This is a genomic window from Streptomyces sp. NPDC050485, from assembly GCF_044458185.1.
GTDB lineage: Bacteria > Actinomycetota > Actinomycetes > Streptomycetales > Streptomycetaceae > Streptomyces.
Genome location: NZ_JBITHR010000010.1, coordinates 227,578 through 248,816, shown reverse-complemented (window position 1 = coordinate 248,816; position 21,239 = coordinate 227,578). Strand labels below are relative to the sequence as shown.

Sequence of the window (21,239 nt, the reverse complement as noted above, 5' to 3'; positions counted from 1 at the left end):
CGCCCCCCACCCATTAGGCTGGGGGCCGGCCCTGACCGCCCCTACACCCGCTCATGCGAGGAGCCCCCCGTGCTTGAGGCTGTTTTCTCCACCCTTCTTGTTCTGGTCTGCGTCGGCGTCCTCGCCTTCACGGCTCTGGCCGTCAAGAAGCTCTACCAGGGTCAGCGCTAACCCCTCCCCGCAACGAAGAGATCGCAGCCTCATGATCGAGATTCCGTCCGACCTCCACCCCGACCTCGTGCCCCTCGTCTTCCTCCTGGGGACCTGGGAGGGCGCCGGCGTCACCGACTTCCCGGGCGCCGAGAAGGCGAACTTCGGGCAGTCCGTGACCTTCTCCCACGACGGCCGCGACTTCCTGGAGTACGTCTCGCACTCCTGGATCCTCGACGCCGAGGGCAAGAAGGTGAAGCCGCTGGAGTCCGAGTCGGGCTACTGGCGCATCGACAAGGACCGCAAGGTCGAGGTCGTCATGGTCCGCGACCAGGGCATCGTGGAGATCTGGTACGGCGACCTCGCCCACCAGAAGCCGCAGATCGACCTGGTGACGGATGCCGTGGCACGCACCGGCGCCTCCGGCCCGTACACCGGCGGCAAGCGGCTCTACGGCTACGTCAAGAGCGACCTGATGTGGGTCGGCGAGAAGGCGACCCCCGAGGTCGAGCTCCGTCCGTACATGTCGGCGCACCTGAAGAAGGTCGTCACGCCGGAGCAGGTCGCGGAGATGGCGCGGGGCCTCGGCGACCTCCCGGACGACGGAATCGCCTTCTTCAAGTAGGCGGATCGCCCGCATCCCGTAGGCGTGGCGCGGATCACTCCTACACTGGGAGCGTGGTGACCACCGACTGGCAGAGCGACCTCCGCAGGCGCGGCTACCGGCTGACCCCCCAGCGGCAGCTCGTGCTTGAGGCCGTCGACGTACTCGAACACGCGACGCCCGACGACATCCTCACCCAGGTGCGGAAGACGGCGGGCGGCGTGAACATCTCCACCGTGTACCGGACCCTGGAGCTCCTGGAGGAGCTGGGTCTGGTCTCGCACGCCCATCTCGGCCACGGCGCCCCGACGTACCACCTGGCCGACCGCCACCACCACATCCACCTGGTGTGCCGCGACTGCACCCAGGTGATCGAGGCCGATGTGACGGTGGCCGCGGACTTCACCGCGAAGCTCAAGGACACCTTCGGCTTCGATACGGACATGAAGCATTTCGCCATCTTCGGGCGCTGCAAGGCCTGTGCCGGGAAGGCCGCGATCACCGAGTCGTAGGCTTGCGTACATGAAGAGCCCCCTGCTGTCCCAGCCCGGCGCCGTCCCCGCCGAAGGGCCTGACGAAGACGTCGCCGCGCACTACGGCGACCTGTTCCGCGAGCAGCGCGCACTGGCCGCCGGCACCGGTCTCGTCGACCTCTCGCACCGCGGTGTCGTCACCGTCACCGGCGACGACCGGCTGAGCTGGCTGCACCTGCTGCTCACCCAGCACGTCAGCGAGCTGCCCGCCGGGCAGGCCACCGAAGCCCTTGTCCTCTCCGCGCACGGGCACGTCGAGCACGCCCTGTACCTCGTGGACGACGGCACGACGGTGTGGATCCACGTCGAGCCCGGCACGCAGGGCGAGTTGATCGCCTACCTGGAGTCGATGAAGTTCTTCTACCGGGTCGAAGTCGCCGACCGCACCGGGGAGTTCGCGGTCGTCCACCTGCCCGCCGGGTCCATTGCCGAGGTGCCGGACGGGGTGGTCGTGCGCGAGACGGCGTACGGACGCGACCTGTTCCTGCCGCGCGCCGACCTGGAGGAGTACGCCGCCGAGGCCGGCCCGCTCGCCGGGATCCTGGCGTACGAGGCGCTCCGGGTGGAGGCGCACCGGCCGCGGCTCGGCTTCGAGACAGACCACCGGACGATCCCGCACGAGGTGGGCTGGATCGGCTCGGCCGTGCACCTCCAGAAGGGCTGCTACCGGGGCCAGGAGACGGTCGCCCGGGTCCACAACCTGGGGAAGCCGCCGCGCCGCCTGGTCTTCCTGCACCTGGACGGCAGCGAGGTGCTGCTGCCCGGGCGCGGCACGCCGGTCCGGCTCGCGGCGGACGGTGAGGAGGGCCGCCAGCTCGGCTTCGTCACCACCTCGGCCCGCCACCACGAGCTGGGCCCGATCGCGCTCGCGCTGGTGAAGCGGAACGTTCCGGTGGACGCGGAGCTGCTCGCGGGCAAGACCGCCGCTGCCCAGGAAGTCGTGGTCGAGCCGTAGGGCCGCCGGGTGGTCAGACCTCGACCAGCACCGTGAACGGGCCTGGTCGTGGTCGAGCCGTACGGCTCACACCTCCACCAGCACCGTGAACGGGCCGTGGTTCGTCAGTGACACCCGCATGTCCGCGCCGAACCGGCCCGTCTCCACCTGGGCGCCCAGCGCCCGCAGTTGGGCCACCACCTCGTCGACCAGGGGCTCGGCCACCTCGCCCGGGGCGGCCGCGTTCCAGGTGGGGCGGCGCCCCTTGCGGGCGTCCCCGTAGAGAGTGAACTGCGAAATCACCAGCAAGGGCGCATTCACGTCCGAGCAGGACTTCTCGCCCTCAAGGATGCGAACCGACCAGAGCTTGCGGGCGAGCTGCGCCGCCTTGTCCGAGGTGTCCCCGTGGGTGACCCCGACCAGCACACACAGGCCCTCGCCGGTGATCTCGCCGACCGTCTCGCCCGCCACGACGACCTTCGCGCCGTCCACCCTCTGCACCACCGCTCGCATGCGCCCCAACCTATGCCACAGACGAGTTCGTTTTCCGAGCGGCTGAACGGGTGCAGTGCACCTGCACGTGCGCATCCGGAGTGGCACGATGCGTACAGGCGGTGCACACCTCGGCCCTTGGGGCCCGGGGGACCCCGAGCACCGGTCGAGGGGACGGAAAGACCCATGAGCACACCAGGCGCCGGGCAGTCGCCCGGTCCCGTATCGCTGACCCGGACCAACCCGCGTACCGCCGTGCGGCCTCCCGTGCAGCGGACCGGTCACGCCCTGCCGCCCCAGCGCGACCACGACATGGCCGCGCTCCGCCTCGTCGAGCTGCGCACGCTGCGGCGGCAGTCGCAGCGCGACGAGGCCGACCTCAGCTATGTGCGGCGGCTGCTGCACGGCCGGATCGACATCCTGCGGGCCGAGCTGGCCCGGCGCACCGGGCCGCAGGCACCGGTGGTGGAGCGGCTCGCCGAGATCCTCACGGACGCGCCCTCCTCGCACCGGGCCTCGGCCCGGCACGTCACGCTGTCCGCGCCGCGCAGCGAGGAGTACCGGCGGCTGGCCGCCGAGATGGACGCCGAGGTCGAGCTCTCCGATCTGGCAGCCCGCACGGACGAGGAGCTGCACACCGCGACCGGGCGGCTGATCCGCTACGAGCAGCAGGTCTCGCGGTGCCGCAAGGAGGTCCAGCGGACCGCCGACGATTGCAGTGCCGAGATCGCCCGCAGGTACCGTGATGGGGAAGCACAAGTAGACGATTTGCTCATCTGACCCGCCCGTCCGGAAGCGAACCCTCCGGCGCAGGTCACCTGCCCGGAAGGCCGCACCCCATGACCGCCGTGTCCTCGACGTCCCCGATACCCCCGGTCCTCGCCGAAGTCGTACGTTCCGGGTTCGTCGAGGGCCGTCACCGGGGCTCGCTGGTGGTGCTTGCGGCCGACGGCAGTGTCGAGCTCGCGCTCGGCGACCCGGCCGCGCTCGTTTTCCCCCGCTCCTCCAACAAGCCGATGCAGGCCGCCGCCGTGCTGCGGGCGGGCCTCGACCTGTCCGGCGAGCGCCTGGCCATCGCCGCCGCGAGCCACTCGGGCGAGGGCTTCCACCTCGATCTCGTACGTACGATGCTGGCCGAGCACGGCCTGACCCCGGACGACCTCCAGACCCCGCCCGACCTGCCGCTGGACGCGGCCGAGGCCGAGGCGTACCTGGCGGCGGGCCACATCCGCGAGCGCCTCACCATGAACTGCTCGGGCAAGCACGCGGCGATGCTCGCGGCCTGCAAGCTCAACGGCTGGGACCTGGCCGGATACCTCGACCCGGCGCACCCGCTCCAGCGGCTGGTCCACGACTGCGTCGAGTCGGCGGCCGGCGAGCCGGTCTCCGTGGTCGGCACGGACGGCTGCGGGGCGCCCCTGATGGCGATCAGCCTGACCGGGCTCGCCCGCGCCTTCCGTACCTTCGCGACGGCCGAGGCGGGCTCGCCCGAGGGCCGGGTCGCCGCCGCGATGCGGGCTCACCCCGAGTACGTGGCCGGTACGCGGCGGCCCGACACCTGGCTGATGCGCGAGGTGCCGGGGGCGCTGTCGAAGATGGGCGCGGAGGCGGTGCAGGCGGTGGCCCTGCCCGACGGCCGCGCGCTCGCCTTCAAGGTCGACGACGGCGCGATCCGCTCGCTCGGCCCGATCCTGGCCCGCGCGCTCCAACTCCTGGGCGTGGACAGCCCGGTGGTCGACCGGATCGGCCGGGCACCGCTGCTCGGCGGGGCCGCCGTGGTCGGCGAAATCCGGGCGATGTTCTAGACGTCCCAAGCGGGGGCTCCGGGGGAAACCGGGCGGTGTTCTGAGCCGGGGCGTCGGGGAAATTGGGGCGACATTCCGCGCGGGGGCCGCTTAGCGTGGGCGATATGAGCGCCCCGGCCGAGCAGCACATTGACGTCCGTACCATCACCGACGGCGAGTACACCGACTGGCTGAAGGCCGTCACCGCCGGGTTTCTGCGGCCGCCGGTGGTGAGCGACGAGGACGCGGCGGGCCGCCGGGCCCACACCGATCTGAGCCGGGTGCGGGGCGCTTTCGACGGCGGCCGGTGCGTGGCGACGTTCCGGTCCTTCGCGCAGGAGCTGACCGTGCCCGGCGGCGCCGCGCTGCCGGTGTCCGCCGTCACCGGCGTCACCGTCTCGGCCACCCACCGCAGGCGCGGACTGCTGACCCGGATGATGGCGGCCGAGCTGTCGGCGGCCAAGGAGCGCGGTGAGGCGGCGGCCACGCTGATCGCCGCCGAGTACCCGATCTACGGCCGGTACGGGTACGGCCCGGCCACCTGGTTCAGCGCGTGGGAGATCGACGCGGGCCGGACCGGCCTCGACCCCCGCTGGTCGGGCCCCGCCGACGGCGGCCGTATCGACCTGGTGGACGCGGCCGAGGCGGGCAAGCTCGGCGCGGAGATCTTCCAGCGGTTCCGCACGACGCGGCCCGGCGTGGTCAGCCGCGACCAGCGCTGGTGGGACCTGGCCACCGGCGCGGCCCACCGCGAAGGCTGGACCCTGCCCTTCTACGCGGTGTACCGCACGGCGGACGGCGAACCGGCCGGGCTCGCCGTCTACACGGCCGACGAGACGTGGAGCGACGCCAAGCTGCCGGAGAACACGGCGACGGTGAAGCAGCTGATCGGGCTGACCCCGGCGGCCGAGCGCGCCCTGTGGCACTACCTGTGCTCCATCGACTGGATCCGCAAGGTGCGCACCGGCTACCGCGCCCCCGACGACCTCCTGCCCCTCTACCTGCCGGACCCGCGCGCGGCCCGCGTCGTGACCCGGGCCGACTACCTGTGGCTGCGGCTGCTCGATGTCGTACGGGCCCTGGAATCGCGCACGTACGCCACCGAGGGCGCCCTCGTCCTGGAGGTCCGCGACGCGGCCGGTCTGGCCGCGGGCCGTTTCCTCCTGGAGGCCACCCCAGCCGGCGCCCGATGCACCCCCACCACCCGCTCGGCCGAACTGACCCTGGACGCAGGGGAGTTGGCGACGCTGTATCTGGGCGACGAATCGGCGGCCCGGCTGCTGGCGCTGGGCCGGGTCACCGAGGAGCGGCCGGGGGCGGCGGCGCGGACCGACGACCTGTTCCGCACGCCGCGCCGCCCGTGGTGCCCGGACATGTTCTGACCCGGAGGCCTGTGCGGCAGGTCGCACGTCACTCGGGCCCGGCCCCCACCCCCGTGGGAGACCGGGCCCCGGGTCGGGCCGGCCGCCGCCTCAGAGCCTGGGTCTCACGTGGTCTCACGTGCTGAGCAGCACCTTCCCCACCAGCCCCCGCCCCTCGATCGCGGCATGCGCCTCGGCCGCGCGCTCCAGCGGGAACGCCTCGCCGATCACCGGCCGCAGCCGCCCGGCCGCCGCCTCGGCCAGCACCCGGTCGAGGAGCGCGGTGCGGCGCTCCGGTGTCAGCTGTACGTCGCCGATGCCGAGCAGGGTGATGCCGCGCCGCCGGGCCTCGTCCGGGTCGACCGGGGCGAAGCCGGTTCCGGTGGGGGCGCCGTGCGCGGAGAAGCGCCCGCCGTCGGCGGTCAACGGGAAGGCGGCCAGGCCGATTTGGCCGCCGACGCCGTCCAGGACGAGCTCGGCGCCCGCCTCGCCGAGCTCTGCGCGGGCGTGTCGCGGCCAGTCCGGGTCCGCCGCGTCGATGACGTGGTCGGCGCCCAACTCCCGTACCAGCGCGGTCTTTTCGGGCCCGCGTGCCACGCCCACCACCCGGGCGCCCAGGGCGTGGGCGAGCTGGACGAGCAGGGTGCCCATGCCGCCGGACGCGCCCGTGATCAGGACGGTCTCGCCCGGCTTGAGCGCGGTGTTGTCGAGAAGCGCGAGGGCGGTCACCCCGTCGTGGACGAGGGCCGCCGCCTCGCGCAGCCCCACACCGCCGGGGACCGGCGAGAGGTGGGCGACCGGGACGACGGCGAGCGAGGCATAGCTGCCGGGGTCGACCGGGGCGACGACCCGGCGCCCCGCCAAGACGTCCCCGTCCACCCCGGGCCCGGTGGCGACGACCGTGCCGGAGACACCGCCGCCGGGCACATAGGGCGGCTTGACGTCGAAGTACTCGCCGAAGGCGCCCGCGCGGATCTGGGTCTGCACGAAGAGCGTGTCGATGTGGTCGACGCCCACCACCACCTCACCGGCCCCTGCCACCGGATCGGCGAGTTCCACCGGAACCAGCACGTCCGGACCGCCGAACTCCTTGACCTGTGCCACCCGCATGACGACCACTCCCACCCGTTGCCCGCGCCGGTGCGCGGCCTGTACGGCGAGTCTTCAACCTCAACCAGGCTTGAGGTCAACTGCGGGGCACGTAGGCTCGCCCCATGGCTAGTGAGGCGGGCTTGCGGGAGCGGAAGAAGCAGCGGACGTACCAGGCGGTGTCGGAGGCGGCGATCGCGCTGTTCCTGGAGCGCGGCTTCGACAAGGTGTCCGTGGCGGAGGTCGCGGCGGCCGCCGGAATCTCCAAGCCGACCCTGTTCCGCTACTTCCCCACCAAGGAGGACCTGGTCCTGCACCGGTTCGCCGACCACGCGGACGAGGCGGCCCGGGTCGTCGCGGCGGGCCGGGCCGAGGGGGTCGCCCCGCTGGCCGCCCTGCACGCCCACTTCCGGCAGGGCCTCGATCGCCGCGATCCGGTGACCGGGCTCTGCGACAACCCCCATGTGCACGCCTACTACCGCCTGCTGTACGGGACGCCGAGCCTGGTGGCCCGGCTGTACGCGTACCAGGAGAGGTCGGAGGAGGCGCTGGCCGCCGAGCTCGGCGAAGGGCTCGCCGCACGGCTCGCAGCCGGCCAGATCATCGCCGTACGGAGGATCCTCGCCGAGGACAACTGGCGCCGGATCGCGGCCGGGGAGAGTGTGGAGGCGCTGTACACGGAGGCGGCCCAGGCGGCGGACCGGGCGTTCGAGCAGCTGGGGGCGGGTCTGGGGGCGGAGTTCGGAGCAGGGGACCGCTAACCCCTCGCCCACTTTTCGTTACCAAGTAAAAAATGTAACCGAGTTACGTTATCCGTTATCCTGGCGGCATGACGCCTCTCGACCCCCTCGACCGGGAACTCGGCCAGGAACGGACCCACCACGACGCCTGCCGGGCGGCCCTGGCCGCCATGACCGAGGGTGCCGGAGTCCGGGTCGGGCACGGCGAGAACGCCTTCGCGTCCGGCGCCGACGCCGAGGTGCTCGGCTATCAACTCCGCAGCTGGGCCAAGGAGTTGAGGCAGCTGCCGGAGGGTCCGCTGTTCTTCGGGCGGCTCGACTTCGACACGTCGGCCGACGACGGCCACGGCGGCCAGAGCTACCACATCGGCCGCCGCCGCATCGCCGAACACCCCTCCGCCCCGCCCCTCGTCATCGACTGGCGGGCCCCCGTCTCGCGCCGCTTCTACCAGGCGAGCACCCGCGCCCCGCAGGGCGTCGCGGTCCGCCGCCGGTTCGGCTGGGCGCCGGGGAGCCTCGGCGCCGCCGAGGACCTGACCGGCCTGGAGGACGAGTACCTCACGGCCGGGGAGGCGACGGGGACCGGCGCGATCCTGGCGGGCGAGATCGAGCGCCCCCGGGTCGGCCCCATGCGGGACATCGCGGCGACCATCCAGCCCGAGCAGGACGACCTCGTACGTTCCGGACTCGGCCGGTCCATCTGCGTGCAGGGCGCCCCCGGCACCGGCAAGACCGCCGTCGGGCTGCACCGCGCGGCGTACCTCCTCTACGCCTGTCCGCAGCGCATCCAGCGCCGCGGCCTCCTGGTGCTCGGCCCCAACCGCACCTTCCTCTCCTACATCTCCGAAGTCCTCCCGGCGCTCGGCGAGTTGGACATCCGCCAGTCGACCGTGGACGAGGAGATCGTGCGCGGGACGCGCGGCCGCGAGGTGCGGGCGGTGGACGAGGCGGCCGCGGCCGCGGTCAAGCACGACGTGCGGATGGCGGAGGTGCTGCGCCGCGCGCTGTACGGACGCGTCGCCCGGCCCCTCAACTCCCTTGCCATCCGCGAGGGTTCGTACACCTGGCGGCTCTCCGAGAGCGAGCTCGCCGGGATCGTCGCGGCGGTACGGACCGAGGCGCCGCCGTACGCCGTCGGGCGGGAGCGGGTGCGCAGCCGGGCGGTCCGGGTGATCCAGCTCCAGGCGGAAGGGCGGGCCGGGGCCGTGAACAGCGCCTGGCTCCAGAAGATCACCCGGGCCCGTCCGGTCAAGGAGTACGTCGACGCGGTATGGCCCAGGGTGGCGCCGGAAGAGGTGCTCGCCGAACTGTTCACCGACCCGGAAGCGCTGGCCGCGGCGGCCGACGGCATCCTCGGCCCCGACGAGCGCAAGGCGCTGCTCTGGACGAAGCCCCCGCGCTCGTGGAAGTCCGCGAAGTGGTCGGCCGCCGATCTGGTGCTCCTTGACGAGGTGTCGGGCCTGATCGAGCACCCCGAGGGATACGGGCACATCGTCGTGGACGAGGCGCAGGACCTGTCCCCGATGCAGTGCCGGGCGATCGCCCGGCGCGCCGCCTTCGGTTCGCTGACGGTGCTGGGTGACCTGGCCCAGGGCACCACCCCCTGGGCGGCCCGCGGCTGGCCCGCGCAACTGGCCCATCTGGGCAAGCCGGACGCGGCCGTGGTGCCGCTGACCACGGGGTTCCGGGTGCCGGCCGCGCTCGTGGCGGTGGCCAACCGGCTGCTTGGCGCGCTCGACGTCGACGTACCGGAGGGTCAATCCCTGCGCGGGGGCGGCGAGTTGGCGTACCGGCGGGCCGCGACGCCCGGGGAGCTCGCCGGGGCGGTGGTCGACGCGGTGCGGGCGGCGCTCGGCCGGGAGGGCTCGGTGGGCGTGATCGCGGCCGACCGGGACGTGCCCGCGCTGCGCGCGGACCTCGCGGCGGCCGGCCTCGACCCGGCCGCCTCCGAAGACCCGGCCGCGGGCGCCCGGCTGGCCGTGCTGCCCGCGACGCTCGCCAAGGGACTCGAATACGACCACGTGGTGGCCGTCGAACCGGCCGCGATCGCGGCGGCCGAGGACCGCGGCCTGCACCGGCTGTACGTGGTGCTGACACGGGCGGTGTCCGGCCTGGAGATCGTCCACAGCGGGCCGCTTCCCGAGGCGCTGGTGCCGCAGGGTTAACGGTTCTGGGATTTCGTTAGAGTGGGCCCGGGTCAGATGGGCCGAGCGAAGGAACGGGGTCCCGCCATGAGCGCCGCCAACGAAGCCGAGAGTGTCGAGCCGGGGACGGTGCGGCCGGGCGGGCGGACCGCCCGGGTGCGGGCGGCCGTGTTGCGGGCGGCCGGGGACGCGCTGGTGGAGCACGGCTTCGACCGGCTCGACCTGGCCGATGTCGCACGCCGCGCCGAGGTCGGCAAGACCACCGTCTACCGGCGCTGGTCCACCACCGCCGGCCTGGTCGCCGACCTGCTCGCCGACATGGCCGAGCAGTCCGTGCCCCGCACGGACACCGGTTCGCTCGACGGGGACCTGACGGCGAACGCCCGGCTCGTGGTCAAGACGCTGACCGATCCCCGGCAGGGCGCCCTGTTCAAGGCCGTGATCGCCGCGGCCACCTGCGACGACCGCGCCGCCCAGGCCCTGCGCCGCTTCTACGCGACCCGCATCGAGGAGTGGGCGCCCTGCGTCGTCCGGGCCGCCGAACGCGGCGAAGTCCCGCCCGGCACGGACCCGGCCGAAGTCGTCCGCGCCGTCTCCGCCCCCCTCTACTACCGCTTCCTGGTGAGCGGCGACCCCCTGGACGAGCCCGCTGCCGACCGCGCGGCGAGGGCGGCGTGGGTGGCGGCGCGGGAGGGTGCGTACGGGGGTGCCTGAGGGGTGGCGGCGGTGGGGTGCGTACGGCGGCTGAAGGTGCGGACGGGGGTGCCCGGCGAGGTCGCGGCTCCCGTCCCCGATCCGCCGGACACCCTCCCCCCGGCCCCCTACCCTCGACCCCATGACGACGACGGACGACGCCCCCCACCTGCACACCACCCGCACCTTCTACGACACCATCGCCACCGAGTACGCCGAGCTGTTCCGCACCGTTCTTGAGGACAGGCCGCTGGACCGGGCCGTCCTGGGCGTCTTCGCCGAACTCGTACGCGAGGACGGTGGCGGGCAGGTCGCCGATCTGGGGTGCGGCCCGGGCCGGGTGACGGCTCATCTGCACGGGCTCGGGCTCTCGGTGTCCGGGCTCGACCTGTCGGCGCGGATGGTCGCGCTGGCGCGCGCCGAGCATCCGGAGGTGCGGTACGAGGTCGGCTCGATGACGGCGCTCGACCTGGCGGACGGCGCGCTGGCGGGCGTGGTCGCCTGGTACTCGATCATCCACACCCCCAGCGATCGGCTGCCGCTGCTCATCGGGGAGTTCCACCGGGTGCTGGCCCCGGGCGGCCGGCTGCTCCTCGCCTTCCAAGTGGGCGAGGAACCACTGCACTTGGCGAACCCCTTCGACCTTCCGGTCGCATTGGACTTCAACCGCCTCTCCCTGGACCGCATCGCGGCCCTGCTGACCGAGGCGGGCTTCGCGGTGACCACATGCCTGCGCCGCGAACCCGAGGGGGCGGAGAAGGTGCCGCAGGGGTTTCTGCTGGCGCGCAAGGCCTAGGCGCGGGCTCTCGGTGCGGGGTGACGGGGGTACCCCCACCCGAGGCGCCGGGGGGTACCCCCACCCCCAAGAGCCCGGCTGACGTCATGGTTGCCCATGAGGCCTCCCTTCTAGTGTCGACAAGGTAGTTGACCAGCGAAGAAGGGGACCTCATGGCCGGGCGCCGCGACCGCATGGACACCGAGCGGGACCGGGGTGGGCAGCCCCCCGCGATCGAGCTGCGCGCCGTAGCGCGCAGCTACGGGCGGGGCGCTACGGCCGTCCAGGCGCTGCGCGGGGTGGACCTGGCGCTGGCCCGGGGCAGTTTCACGGCGGTGATGGGCCCGTCGGGGTCGGGCAAGAGCACGTTCTTGCAGTGCGCGGCCGGGCTCGACCGGCCGAGCTCGGGCCAAGTGCTGCTCGGCGGCGAGGAGATCACCCGGTTCAGCGAGGACCGGCTGACGAAGCTGCGGCGCGCGCGCATCGGCTTCGTCTTCCAGTCCTTCAACCTGCTGCCCTCCCTGACCGTGCTGCAGAACGTGCTGCTGCCGCAGCGGCTCGCGGGTGAGCGGCAGGACGTACGGCGGGCGCGGCAGCTCCTGGCGGAGGTCGGTCTGCCGGAGCACGCGAGCCGGCGGCCGGGGCAGCTGTCGGGCGGTCAGCAGCAGCGGGTGGCGATCGCCCGGGCGCTGATCACCGGGCCGGAGGTGGTCTTCGCGGACGAGCCGACCGGCGCCCTGGACACCCGGTCCGCCCAGGAGGTCCTCGGGCTGCTGCGCCGCGCGGTCGACACTATGGGCGCGACGGTCGTCATGGTCACCCACGATCCGGTCGCCGCCTCCCACGCGGACCACGTGCTCTTCCTGGCCGACGGGGCGCTCGCGGGGAGCCTGTGGCGTCCCGATCCGCGGTCGGTGGCCGAGCGGATGGCGGCGCTGACCACCGCGGCCGCCGGGTTCGCCGGGGCGGCGGCGTGATGAACGGCCTCGCGCGGGCCTCCGTGCGCTTCCGGCCCGCCTCGTTCATGGGCAGCTTCGTCGCCCTGCTCTTCGGGGCGGGCATCATCACGGCCAGCGGCACCCTCCTGCAGACCGGTCTCACCGCGCAGGTGGAGCCGGTGCGTTACGCGCACTCCCCGGTGGTGGTCTCCGGTGATCCCTACGTACGGATCAGCTACCAGCGGGGCGACGGCAAGGAGTCGCGGGAGAACCCGCTGCCCGAACGCCGCCGTGTCGAGAGCGAGTTGGCGGCTCGCATAGCCGCCCGCCCCGGAGTTGCCGCGGCCCTGCCGGACCTGTCCTTCCCCGTACAGAATCTGTCGGGCGCGCAGAAGTCCGGTGCGCAGACGTCGAGTTCACAGACGGGGGGTACTCGCACGCCGAGTTCACAGGCATCTGGTTCGCAGCCGTCGGGTTCGCTGCCCGCCGTGACCGGGCGGAACTTCGCGGCCGCCGCGATCACCGGCTCCGCCGCGCTCGCCGAGGGGCGTGCGCCCGGGGCCGGGGAGGTCGTGCTCGACCAGGCCACCGCCCGCGCTGCCCGCCTCGCGCCGGGCGACCGCGTGGCGCTGACCGCCCCGGGCGGGAGCGGGACGTACGTGGTCTCCGGGGTGGCGTCCGCGCGGACCGACGGCCCGAGCGCGTGGTTCGCGGACGCGGTGGCCGACCGGCTCTCCGGGCACCCGGGAACGGTTGACGCCATCGCCGTCGTGGCGCGTGACGGCGTCAGCACCGCCACGCTGGCGGAGCAGGTACGCCAGGCGGTGGGCGGCCGCGCCCAGGTCGCGACCGGTGCCGGGCGCGGAGCCGTCGAGGAGCCCGCGCTGGCCCAGGGCAGAAGCCTGCTGAGCGCGCTCGGCGGCTCGTTCGGCGGCATCGCCGCGATGACCGCCGTCTTCGTCGTGATGGGCACCATCGCGCTGGCCACCGGCCAGCGGGCCCGCGAATTCGCCCTGCTGCGCGGAATCGGCGCGACCCCGCGCCAGATCCGCCGCACCATCGCAACCGAGGCGATGCTCGTGGCCCCCGCCGCGGCGGTCCTCGGCATCCTGCCGGGCCTGGCCCTGGCGCGCTGGTGGTTCGGTGAACTCGCCGATCGCGGGGCCGTGCCGCAGCAGTTGTCCCTGGACGTCGGCGTGCTGCCGATGCTGGCCGCGGTGGTCATCAGCGTGCTGGCCGCGCTGACCGCGGGGTACGTCGCCGCGCGCCGGCCCGCCAAACTGCGGCCCAGCCAGGCGCTCGGGGAGGCCGCCGTGGAGCGGGCCCGGCCCGGGGCGGTCCGGATCGTCATGGGCGTGGTCGCGCTCGCGGGCGGCGGTTCGATGGCCGTTCTCGCCTCCCGGCTCAGCGGCAGCGACGCCGCCAACACCGCGCTCGGCGTGGTCATGTGCTTCCTGATCGGGGTCGCCCTGCTCAGCCCGCTCCTTGCCCGGCTGTGCACGAGCGTCCTCGCTCTGCCGCTGCGGGCGGGCGCCGTCGGCGCCGCCGGATCGCTGGCCGCCGACAACACCCGCGCCCAGGCGCGCCGCCTGGCCTCAGCGATCACCCCGATCGTCATGGTCACCGCCTTCTGCGGAACGCTGGTCTTCATCCAGAGCAGCATCCATCACGCCTCCGCGGAGAACGTCAGGAGCGCCGTCGTAGCCGATCACGTACTCGGCTCGAAGGGTCCCGGACTGCCCGCGGCCACCGCCGAACAGGCGGCCCGGATACCGGGAGTGGCCGCCGCGACCGGGGTGCTGCGCACGGGGGCCGTGTACCGGTCCCACGACACGCTGGCCTCGGCGACGGTCCTGGGCGTCTCGGGCGACCCGGCCCAACTCCCCAGAATGCTCGAACTCGGCGTGAACAGCGGGCAGTTGAGCGCGCTGGTCGCCGCGAAGGACACGGTCGCCCTGGACGCCTCGCTCGCCGACACGCTCGGTGTGAAGACGGGCGACCGCGTCCCGCTGTGGCTGGGCGACGGCACCAGGGTCCAGCCGACGGTGGTCGCCACCTACCGGCGCGGGCTGGGCGTGGGCCAGGTCCTGATGCCCCGCGCCGCCCTCGCCCGGCATGTGACGGCCGGCCTGGACAGCCAGGTGCTCGTCGCGGACGCCCCCGGCGCCGACCGCGCGGCCGTGACCCGGCAGCTGGCCGCGCTGTCCGTGCGGCCCACCGTCACCGACGCGGCCGGGTACGGCACCCAGGCCGACCGGGATCAGGAGCTCAGCTCCTGGGCCAACCTGGTCATGGCGGCCGTACTGGGCGGATTCGCCGCCGTCGCCGCCGCGAACACCCTCGTGATGACGGTCCTCGACCGCCGCCGCGAAGTCGCCCTGCTCCGCCTCTCGGGCACCACCCGGCGCCAGATCAGGGGCATGATGCGCTGGGAAGCGCTCCTGGTGGCGGCCACCGGTCTCCTGCTCGGCGCCGCGATCGCCTGGACCACCCTGGTCCCGATCGCCCGCGGCCTGACGGGATCCACCCCGTACATCCCCGCCACCACCGCCCTGCCGCTGGCCGCCGCCGCCATCCTCCTCACCCTGACAGCCACGGGCCTGCCAACCCGAGCGCTGCTGCGTACGCGACCGATCGAGGCGGGGGCGGGGCGGGAGTAGCGCCACTGACTTGTCTCCGCAGCCGGGGCCTGCTGGGAAGGCAGACCAGGGGCCAAGAGTGCCACCGTAACTGTCACCCCAAAGGCGTCCTTCCTGTCGCGTGCGTGCCAGCTGCAGATGGAAGCCCGTCAAGTTCGAAGAGCGCCGACGATCCGCTCGGGCGGCCTTCTTTCCTCGCGGGTGAGTGCGATTGGCGAGGCTCCCGCTGACGCCCCACACGGGTGTCTGACAGTGGCGATTTGCTCTGGGGTGGCAAAACGGTAGCCAACTCACCTTCGTCGACTTTGCCCCCATGGCTGCTGGTACTCTGCTCGCTGCGATGTTTGTCGATAAGGGATGCGCCTCACCATCCACTTCGCGCGAGTCACTCCGCCAACGTCGACGCCGATGCGCTTGTCAAAGCGGCTTGACGACGTACTATGGCGGCTTTCCAGCTGTCCCAAGCGGCGAGCGCTGGGTCCCCAGCGGGAGGATTGTCAGTGCCGTCGTCTATTGTCCCTGCTGCTGGGGATGTGAGTAACACGGTCGTTTGCCGCGCCTACGTGCTTCTGCCCCGCTCAAGTACCAGGTAGAGGGCCGCCACGGTCCGGTTGAAGGAGATGCGAGTGTTCCTGGCTCCTGATGGCGGCGCGAAGCCTGTCCGTTCGAGGAACTTTTCAGTAGTCGGCGCCGGCTCTCTGGAGGACTGGCAAGAGCATCTGCAACCTCCGAAGTCGGAGGTTGTCACCGGAGACGCTCGCACTACGGGGCTGGAAGCCAACTCTGTTGACCTGATTGTGACTTCGCCGCCGTACTGGCAGAAGCGCGACTACGGTCACTCCGACCAAATCGGCCAGGAGAGCACGCCACAGGCGTACGTGGCTGCGATCATGGACTGCCTTCACGAGTGGAAGCGGGTACTGCGCCCGTCCGGTTCGATTTTCCTCAACGTCGGTGATACGTACCACAAGCGGTCGCTCGTCGGCATCCCCGGCCGAATCGAGGCCGAGGCTGTCGATCACGGATGGCTGATCCGCAACCGGATCATCTGGACCAAGGATGGCGGCATGCCGGAGCCGGCGCGCAACCGCCTGGCCAACCGCCATGAGTACATCATCCACCTAACCTTGAAGGCGACGTACTACTACGACCTGTTCGGGTACTCCGAAGCTCTCGGAAGCGGTGCGAATCCCGGCGATGTGTGGAACATCAACCCCGAGCGGAACATGGGAGCTCACCTCGCCCCGTACCCGCAGGAGCTGGTGCGGCGGGCGATCAGGCTCGGCTGTCCACCTCAAGTGTGCAGCACCTGTAACAAGCCGCGCACTCGGTTGATTGAACGTACCCGGCAGCTCGACCCCGAACGACCCCAGGCAAAGCGGGCAATGGAACTCGCCGATGCAGCTGGCCTCACTGACGACCACATCCGTGCGATTCAGGCTACGGGCGTGTCTGACGTGGGTAAGGCAACGAAGTTCCAGACTGGCACGGGGCGGAACACAGCTGAGGTGCAGCGGCTTGCCGCTGAAGCGAAGGAAGCCCTAGGGGGCTACTTCCGCGAGTTTACGTTCGCCAAGAAGGTTACGACTGGGTGGGCAGACTGCGGGCACGGAACCCCGGCCAGAGGCGTCGTTCTCGATCCGTTTATGGGTACCGGGACCACGCTGAAGGCTGCTGTTGAGCTCGGTCGCGACGCGATCGGGGTTGACCTGGTACCGCTCATGCAGGAGACGGAAGTGCCTCGCCAGCCGGAGAGCCTGAAGAAGATTGTGCAGCGATCAGTTCGCTGATTCTGCCTGCCATCTCGGCCATCTCGGCCTCTAGGTCGTCGGTACCCAAGTCGATCCTGTACTGAGCCACCATCACAGATCCAATTCGGCCGACTACGTGCAGGCCCTTCTTGCTGTCGGCGCGTTTGGGGTGGATGGTCATGACGACAGGACTGCGGTAGCGCAGGCCATAGAGCACGATCTGCTCGACCTCGGACCGATCGGCGTAGTCGCGCACGTTCGTATACTTCACATCTGCAACGAGTGGGTGGGTCTCATCTTCCATTCGGAATACCACGTCGGGCTCGGCTTTCGGCGCTGAGCCCCGAAGGGTCGGCACCTCGTACTCCGGCAACTTTGCTCTCGTGGTCTCGGGGACGGTCTCGTAGAGCGAGAGGCGTCCTGGGGCCTGGTTCCCGTCGAGGACGGCAAGCTTTGAGTGGCCGCTGAGTGCCCGCTGAAGGCTGAGCCGGACAAATTGCTCGAATAGGTCCTCGGTCTTGACCAACAGGGATGGCAGGCTCACGTCGCCCCCGTGGGCGTCCAGGCTGATGCCCTGCCCAGTGAGGATGGCCAGGGCCAATTCGAGCGCTGGTCGATAGTAGGACCGGGACTCAGGGAGTGGACGGGCGCCTCTCACCTGCGGATCGTTCAGGCTGAGCGGTCGACTTTCGAGGGTTACATCGTGGAGTACTCTCATCGCCTCACTGAGCCGGGCGATTCGTTCTCGAATGGCGCGGTTGCGTGGTGCGTGTACGTAATGCGCGCAGAGGAAGGCGATGGCGCTCTTCAGACACCTATTCAACGGGTTGTCGATGGTGCGCTCGAACCACGAGTATTGGGCACGGTGATTGATGCCCTGTGCCGCATAGCGGAGTATCGTAGCGGTTGTATTGATCCGGCCGTGCGGGTGTGACGATGTTTCGGTGCGCGAGTGGTAGGTCCGGAATAGGCCGTTGAGGCTGATGGTATTCATGGCGGCGAGTAGTCCGTCCGCCATGACGTCGAGCAGCCACTCGCTCCATCGATCGGTCGCCTTGTATTCCCGCAGCGCGGAAAGTGCCGTGGGTGAGTATCCGCACACGGACACCATGTGCGTGAGGTTTTGTAGAGGAAACCTTGGCTGGACTTGGATGGTGATCCGGTCGGTGAGCGGGATGAGCCCAGTGACGCCCTTCGCAGCGAGACGCAGTTCGCTGTCTTTGAAGTCGGCTCGGACGTATCGGCCCAAGACGCCCGGAGCTATTGCCAGGCGTCCGTCGGGGCCAAGGACATCGCGCGAGTTCACTTGGATTGGGCCGTACTCCCGGCAGGGGATGATGCGGCGATCGGGCGCTGTAAGTCGCTGCAGCGGGGCGTCTGTCATGTCGTCCCAGGATTCGGCTCATCATTGGAGGAGGCCAGTTCCTGGTTCTCGGGCCGTGTCTCGAAGATCGAAAACCAGCGGTTAGTGATATCGGTGCGGGTGTCGGAATCATATCTGAACGCCCGGCCTACGTGGTATTGCAATTGATAGTCCCATACCTCTTGGAGGGTGGCCGCATCCACCACATCTGCGAAGTAGGCATGGCCCACAGCAGCTGCGGGCGTCTGGCCGACGTGGGAATTGATTCGACTGAACCAGGCGAGCAGCCGCCTGCGTATGTTGGGGGCGAGACCATTGCGTTCAAGGATCTCTTCCAGTAGGTCCCGGCTCGGCGGCATGTCGACCTTGGCGAACCGGCGCTCGAACGCGGCGTCCACATCGTCCACTCCCCGATCCAGCGGGTTCATGGTAGCGATCAGGAATAGGTTTATGGGGATCGAACACTTCTGTCCAGAGGGAAGCTGGAAGGTCTGGCCGCGCTTGGACCGCTCGATGTAGGTCAACGCCTCACCGAAGACTCGACCGACGTCCGCGCGGCTCAACTCATCGATGACGATCACGAACGTTTCGTCAGGATGCTTGTGAGCTTGTTTGACCATGCGGAGGAACACACCATCGTAGGGCGCGAATCCCGTGCCGTCCTCCTTCGGGCGGTAGCCCTCCATGAAGTCTTCGAACTGGTACGACGCATGGAACTGGATGTCGGCGCGGCGACTGTCGTCGCCGTTGGTCATCCGGTCGGCGATCTGCCCTGCTAGCCACGACTTACTCGTACCTGGAGGCCCGGACAGAATTACCCCGCCGAAGCGGTTCAGCAAGTTCCCAATCGTCGCAAGCCGCGGATCGTCGAGGTGGAGGACCGGAGCGTCGGGCGCGCTCGATCCGTGCGAGGACTGAGCGCGCGCAGCGTAGCCAATCCCAAGGTCGTCAGCGTTCAATATCCGTACTCTCGGGATCACAGTGATCGGATCAGGCATCGACAGCCTCCTGTCGCTCAGCCGGGACGAACGACTCGTACCAGTCACTCGTGAGGAGCGGGTCTTCATCCTCGAACAAGATGTCAAAGTCCGAACTTTGGCCAAAGAGGAACTCCTGCTTGAAGGCCACGATCAGGTCGGCATAGCCGCCGTCGCCTTCGAACGAGAACCCGTAGTTGCGCAGGTAGTATGCAGCCAGAGCCCAGGCGGGAACCTTCGTGCCTTTGAGGAAGGTTGTAAGCGCCTGCGACGCATGGTCGGATGGCAGGGCGAATCCATCGCCTGCGGGGTTGAGCATGAACTGCGAGGTCGACCGCACCGAACTGGGCGCGTAACTCCCTGCCAGGTTCCGGTTGAACCAATAGCCGCTGGGATCCTTCAAGTTCCTGGACGCGAACGGCCGGTAGTTTGGCTTGTTCGGTGGGCCCCCTGGCATGTTCAGTAGTTCCCCGACTTCATTCCACGCAGGCTCAATGTCTGTCAACGATCCTGAGGCCAGAGCTCGCTGCCGTAGATGCAGATATGCCGGGAACTGCTCGTGGATGCGCTGTCCCTGCAGCGTGTCGATGCCTGCCCGTACTACCCTCAGCGTCAGAACGCGGAGGCTCGGCTCTTCTCCCGTTGAGGTCACGCCGTCAGCCTATCGAAGCAGCTGGCCCCCTTGATGTGTCGCTCGTCCTGGGAAGAGAAGACGAGGGTCTCAGGTCGAGACATGAGGTAGCAAACCAACGGAAGCTGGCGCCCCAACACGACGGACAGCATGACGAGGCCATCCTGCCCGGGATCTGTGTGGGTAGGTCGATGCCCCTGACCTGCGGCGCTCACTTCGAGCCAGATGTGGGGTGCGGGTTGCGGTGGCCCTGGGAGCGGACATGGTTCTCACGACCTGTTGGGCGAGGCGGTATGTCGGCTTCGTAGACGGTTCCTGACAGCGGATCTGGTGCAGCTCGAAGTGCAGGCGACGCGCACGAGCTCCCCGTCGAGCCGGGCAGCGTGGACCGGGCCCGGGTCGACCGGGTCCTGATGCACGTCGCCGACCCCGCCGCCGTACTCGGCCAACTGCACCGGGCCACCCGCCCGGGCGCCCTGGTCGGGCTCGCCGAACCCGACTGGGATACCCTGATCGTCGACGCGGACGACCTCGGCACCAGCCGCGCCTTCACCCGCTACACCGCCTCCGTCGCGGTCCGCAATGCCACCATCAGCCGCCGTCTGGCCCGCCACGCCGAGCAGGCCGGGTTCACCGTCCAGACCGTGCTGGCCACCACCCCGGTCTTCCGTGACTTCCAGTCCGCGGACCACATCCTGGGGCTCGGACGCAACGCCCAACGGGCCATCGACGCCGGTCACATCGAAGAGACCCACGGCCACCGCTGGTTCGCCTCCCTCGCCGAAGGGCCCTTCCTGGCCTCCTTCAGCCTCTTCACCGTGATCTGCACGCTCTGAGAGACACCAATCGGTTTGCCGCGTAGGCTTGTTGGGGCCGCCGGGGCCGCCCGTGCCCGGCGGAAACCCAGGAGGTGTCAGGGCGCCATCCGGTGGGCGTCGGTGCACCCTCTAGGAAAGCGTGACGGCAGGCGCCGACGCGGACACCGGCCTGTCCCAGGACATGCGGAAACCCCTGCTGGCGGCAGGGGCTTTCCGAGGTGGGGTGTTGAGGAGAAGGTCTGATCCGCGGCCGCAGAGGTGCCGGAGGCGGTCAGACGCCCTGGCGGTTGCCGGTGACCCAGTCCAGGCAGCTGAAGGTGTTGTGCCCGACGACGCCGTCGACGCCACCGGCGCAGTGGAAGTCGCCCTGGAACCGGTTGACCCAGTTCAGGGTCTGCTGGCCGAAGTAGCCGTCCGTCGAGAGTCCGGCCCCGTACGCCTGGTTCAGCTCCTGCTGCAGGATGACGACGCAGCCGTCCTGGTAGTTGGGGGCGAGGGAGAGGTCGTGGTCGGGGACCCAGTAGCTGTGCGGGGCGAGGTCCGAGTTGAAGTAGTAGGAGCCGGAGCAGTTGGTCATCGCCGAGGCGCTCGTGGCGGTGGCCACGGTGCCGAGGCTTGCGAGCATGGCCGCGCCGACGGCAGCGCCGGTGATCTTCTTGAGGTTCATCCCTGGGGTCCTGTTCGTGTTCGTCGCGTGCGCGTGGGTGGTCCGGGGGGATCCCCCCGGACTGTTGATCGGTGGGCCAGGGCCGTCCGGCCGCGCCGGATGGAAGCAACGGCTGCCCGGAAGCGAATCGGGAGACCGGGCCGGGTCCGCCAGCGC

19 protein-coding genes and 1 pseudogene are annotated in these 21,239 nt (G+C 70.6%); 14 read left to right on the top strand and 6 right to left on the bottom strand.

The window, feature by feature from the left end; genetic code table 11:
- Nucleotides 1-202 precede the first annotated feature (202 nt).
- Genes ACIBK6_RS22130 through ACIBK6_RS22120 form a run of 3 tightly spaced genes read left to right on the top strand, consistent with a single transcriptional unit; the run spans nt 203 to nt 2,242 of the window.
- Entirely contained in the window at nt 203-775 is a 573-nt protein-coding gene (locus tag ACIBK6_RS22130; RefSeq protein ID WP_399053007.1) for an FABP family protein, read from the top strand.
- Between the two features lie 53 nt (nt 776-828).
- The gene (locus ACIBK6_RS22125; protein WP_399053006.1) at nt 829-1,266 is read left to right on the top strand and encodes a Fur family transcriptional regulator; all 438 of its coding nucleotides are present in this window, start codon (nt 829-831) and stop codon (nt 1,264-1,266) included.
- Nucleotides 1,267-1,276: 10 nt separating this feature from the next.
- Nucleotides 1,277-2,242: a YgfZ/GcvT domain-containing protein gene (locus ACIBK6_RS22120; RefSeq protein WP_399053005.1), complete on the top strand. Its 966-nt coding sequence runs from the start codon at nt 1,277-1,279 to the stop codon at nt 2,240-2,242.
- Nucleotides 2,243-2,308: 66 nt separating this feature from the next.
- On the opposite strand, the gene dtd is transcribed toward ACIBK6_RS22120, so the two are convergent.
- Complete coding sequence (dtd, locus tag ACIBK6_RS22115; protein WP_399053004.1) at nt 2,309-2,734, bottom strand: D-aminoacyl-tRNA deacylase; 426 nt, start codon at nt 2,732-2,734, stop codon at nt 2,309-2,311.
- Between the two features lie 165 nt (nt 2,735-2,899).
- Between dtd and ACIBK6_RS22110 the strand changes: the two genes are divergently transcribed.
- From ACIBK6_RS22110 to ACIBK6_RS22100, 3 genes are all read left to right on the top strand, one after another.
- Nucleotides 2,900-3,493 (top strand): ABC transporter substrate-binding protein, encoded by a 594-nt coding sequence (locus ACIBK6_RS22110; RefSeq protein ID WP_399053003.1) that lies wholly within the window; start codon nt 2,900-2,902, stop codon nt 3,491-3,493.
- Nucleotides 3,494-3,552: 59 nt separating this feature from the next.
- Nucleotides 3,553-4,518, top strand: coding sequence for an asparaginase (locus tag ACIBK6_RS22105; RefSeq protein WP_399053002.1), 966 nt, complete (start codon nt 3,553-3,555; stop codon nt 4,516-4,518).
- A gap of 104 nt (nt 4,519-4,622) precedes the next feature.
- Complete coding sequence (locus ACIBK6_RS22100) at nt 4,623-5,879, top strand: GNAT family N-acetyltransferase (RefSeq protein WP_399053001.1); 1,257 nt, start codon at nt 4,623-4,625, stop codon at nt 5,877-5,879.
- Between the two features lie 114 nt (nt 5,880-5,993).
- On the opposite strand, the gene ACIBK6_RS22095 is transcribed toward ACIBK6_RS22100, so the two are convergent.
- Complete coding sequence (locus ACIBK6_RS22095) at nt 5,994-6,968, bottom strand: zinc-binding dehydrogenase (protein ID WP_399053000.1); 975 nt, start codon at nt 6,966-6,968, stop codon at nt 5,994-5,996.
- A gap of 104 nt (nt 6,969-7,072) precedes the next feature.
- Between ACIBK6_RS22095 and ACIBK6_RS22090 the strand changes: the two genes are divergently transcribed.
- The 7 genes from ACIBK6_RS22090 (at nt 7,073) to ACIBK6_RS22060 (ending at nt 16,666) form a co-directional block, all read left to right on the top strand.
- Nucleotides 7,073-7,708: a TetR/AcrR family transcriptional regulator gene (locus ACIBK6_RS22090; RefSeq protein WP_399052999.1), complete on the top strand. Its 636-nt coding sequence runs from the start codon at nt 7,073-7,075 to the stop codon at nt 7,706-7,708.
- 68 nt (nt 7,709-7,776) lie between these two features.
- A complete protein-coding gene (locus ACIBK6_RS22085; RefSeq protein ID WP_399052998.1) occupies nt 7,777-9,852 on the top strand; it encodes a HelD family protein in 2,076 nt (691 codons plus the stop codon).
- 66 nt (nt 9,853-9,918) lie between these two features.
- A complete protein-coding gene (locus tag ACIBK6_RS22080; RefSeq protein ID WP_399052997.1) occupies nt 9,919-10,545 on the top strand; it encodes a TetR/AcrR family transcriptional regulator in 627 nt (208 codons plus the stop codon).
- Between the two features lie 121 nt (nt 10,546-10,666).
- On the top strand, nt 10,667-11,320 hold the full coding sequence (locus ACIBK6_RS22075; RefSeq protein ID WP_399052996.1) for a class I SAM-dependent methyltransferase: 654 nt from the start codon (nt 10,667-10,669) through the stop codon (nt 11,318-11,320).
- Between the two features lie 152 nt (nt 11,321-11,472).
- On the top strand, nt 11,473-12,276 hold the full coding sequence (locus tag ACIBK6_RS22070) for an ABC transporter ATP-binding protein (protein ID WP_399053055.1): 804 nt from the start codon (nt 11,473-11,475) through the stop codon (nt 12,274-12,276).
- On the top strand, nt 12,276-14,897 hold the full coding sequence (locus ACIBK6_RS22065) for an FtsX-like permease family protein (protein ID WP_399052995.1): 2,622 nt from the start codon (nt 12,276-12,278) through the stop codon (nt 14,895-14,897). Before ACIBK6_RS22070 ends, ACIBK6_RS22065 begins: the two co-directional genes overlap by 1 nt.
- Before the next feature lie 605 nt (nt 14,898-15,502).
- On the top strand, nt 15,503-16,666 hold the full coding sequence (locus ACIBK6_RS22060) for a DNA methyltransferase (RefSeq protein ID WP_399052994.1): 1,164 nt from the start codon (nt 15,503-15,505) through the stop codon (nt 16,664-16,666).
- Here ACIBK6_RS22060 and ACIBK6_RS22055 read toward each other — a convergent pair.
- From ACIBK6_RS22055 to ACIBK6_RS22045, 3 genes are read right to left on the bottom strand one after another with little or no spacing between them, the layout of a single operon-like run.
- Complete coding sequence (locus ACIBK6_RS22055) at nt 16,596-18,011, bottom strand: McrC family protein (protein WP_399052993.1); 1,416 nt, start codon at nt 18,009-18,011, stop codon at nt 16,596-16,598. The two genes, ACIBK6_RS22060 and ACIBK6_RS22055, sit on opposite strands and share 71 nt — an antisense overlap.
- A complete protein-coding gene (locus ACIBK6_RS22050; protein ID WP_399052992.1) occupies nt 18,008-18,988 on the bottom strand; it encodes an McrB family protein in 981 nt (326 codons plus the stop codon). The genes ACIBK6_RS22055 and ACIBK6_RS22050 overlap by 4 nt, the downstream gene beginning before the upstream one ends.
- On the bottom strand, nt 18,981-19,619 hold the full coding sequence (locus tag ACIBK6_RS22045) for a hypothetical protein (protein WP_399052991.1): 639 nt from the start codon (nt 19,617-19,619) through the stop codon (nt 18,981-18,983). Before ACIBK6_RS22045 ends, ACIBK6_RS22050 begins: the two co-directional genes overlap by 8 nt.
- A gap of 335 nt (nt 19,620-19,954) precedes the next feature.
- Between ACIBK6_RS22045 and ACIBK6_RS22040 the strand changes: the two are divergent.
- Nucleotides 19,955-20,434, top strand: a pseudogene (locus ACIBK6_RS22040) (ubiquinone biosynthesis protein UbiE); the annotation flags it as partial.
- A gap of 253 nt (nt 20,435-20,687) precedes the next feature.
- Here ACIBK6_RS22040 and ACIBK6_RS22035 read toward each other — a convergent pair.
- On the bottom strand, nt 20,688-21,083 hold the full coding sequence (locus ACIBK6_RS22035) for a peptidoglycan-binding domain-containing protein (RefSeq protein ID WP_399052990.1): 396 nt from the start codon (nt 21,081-21,083) through the stop codon (nt 20,688-20,690).
- Nucleotides 21,084-21,239: the final 156 nt, after the last annotated feature.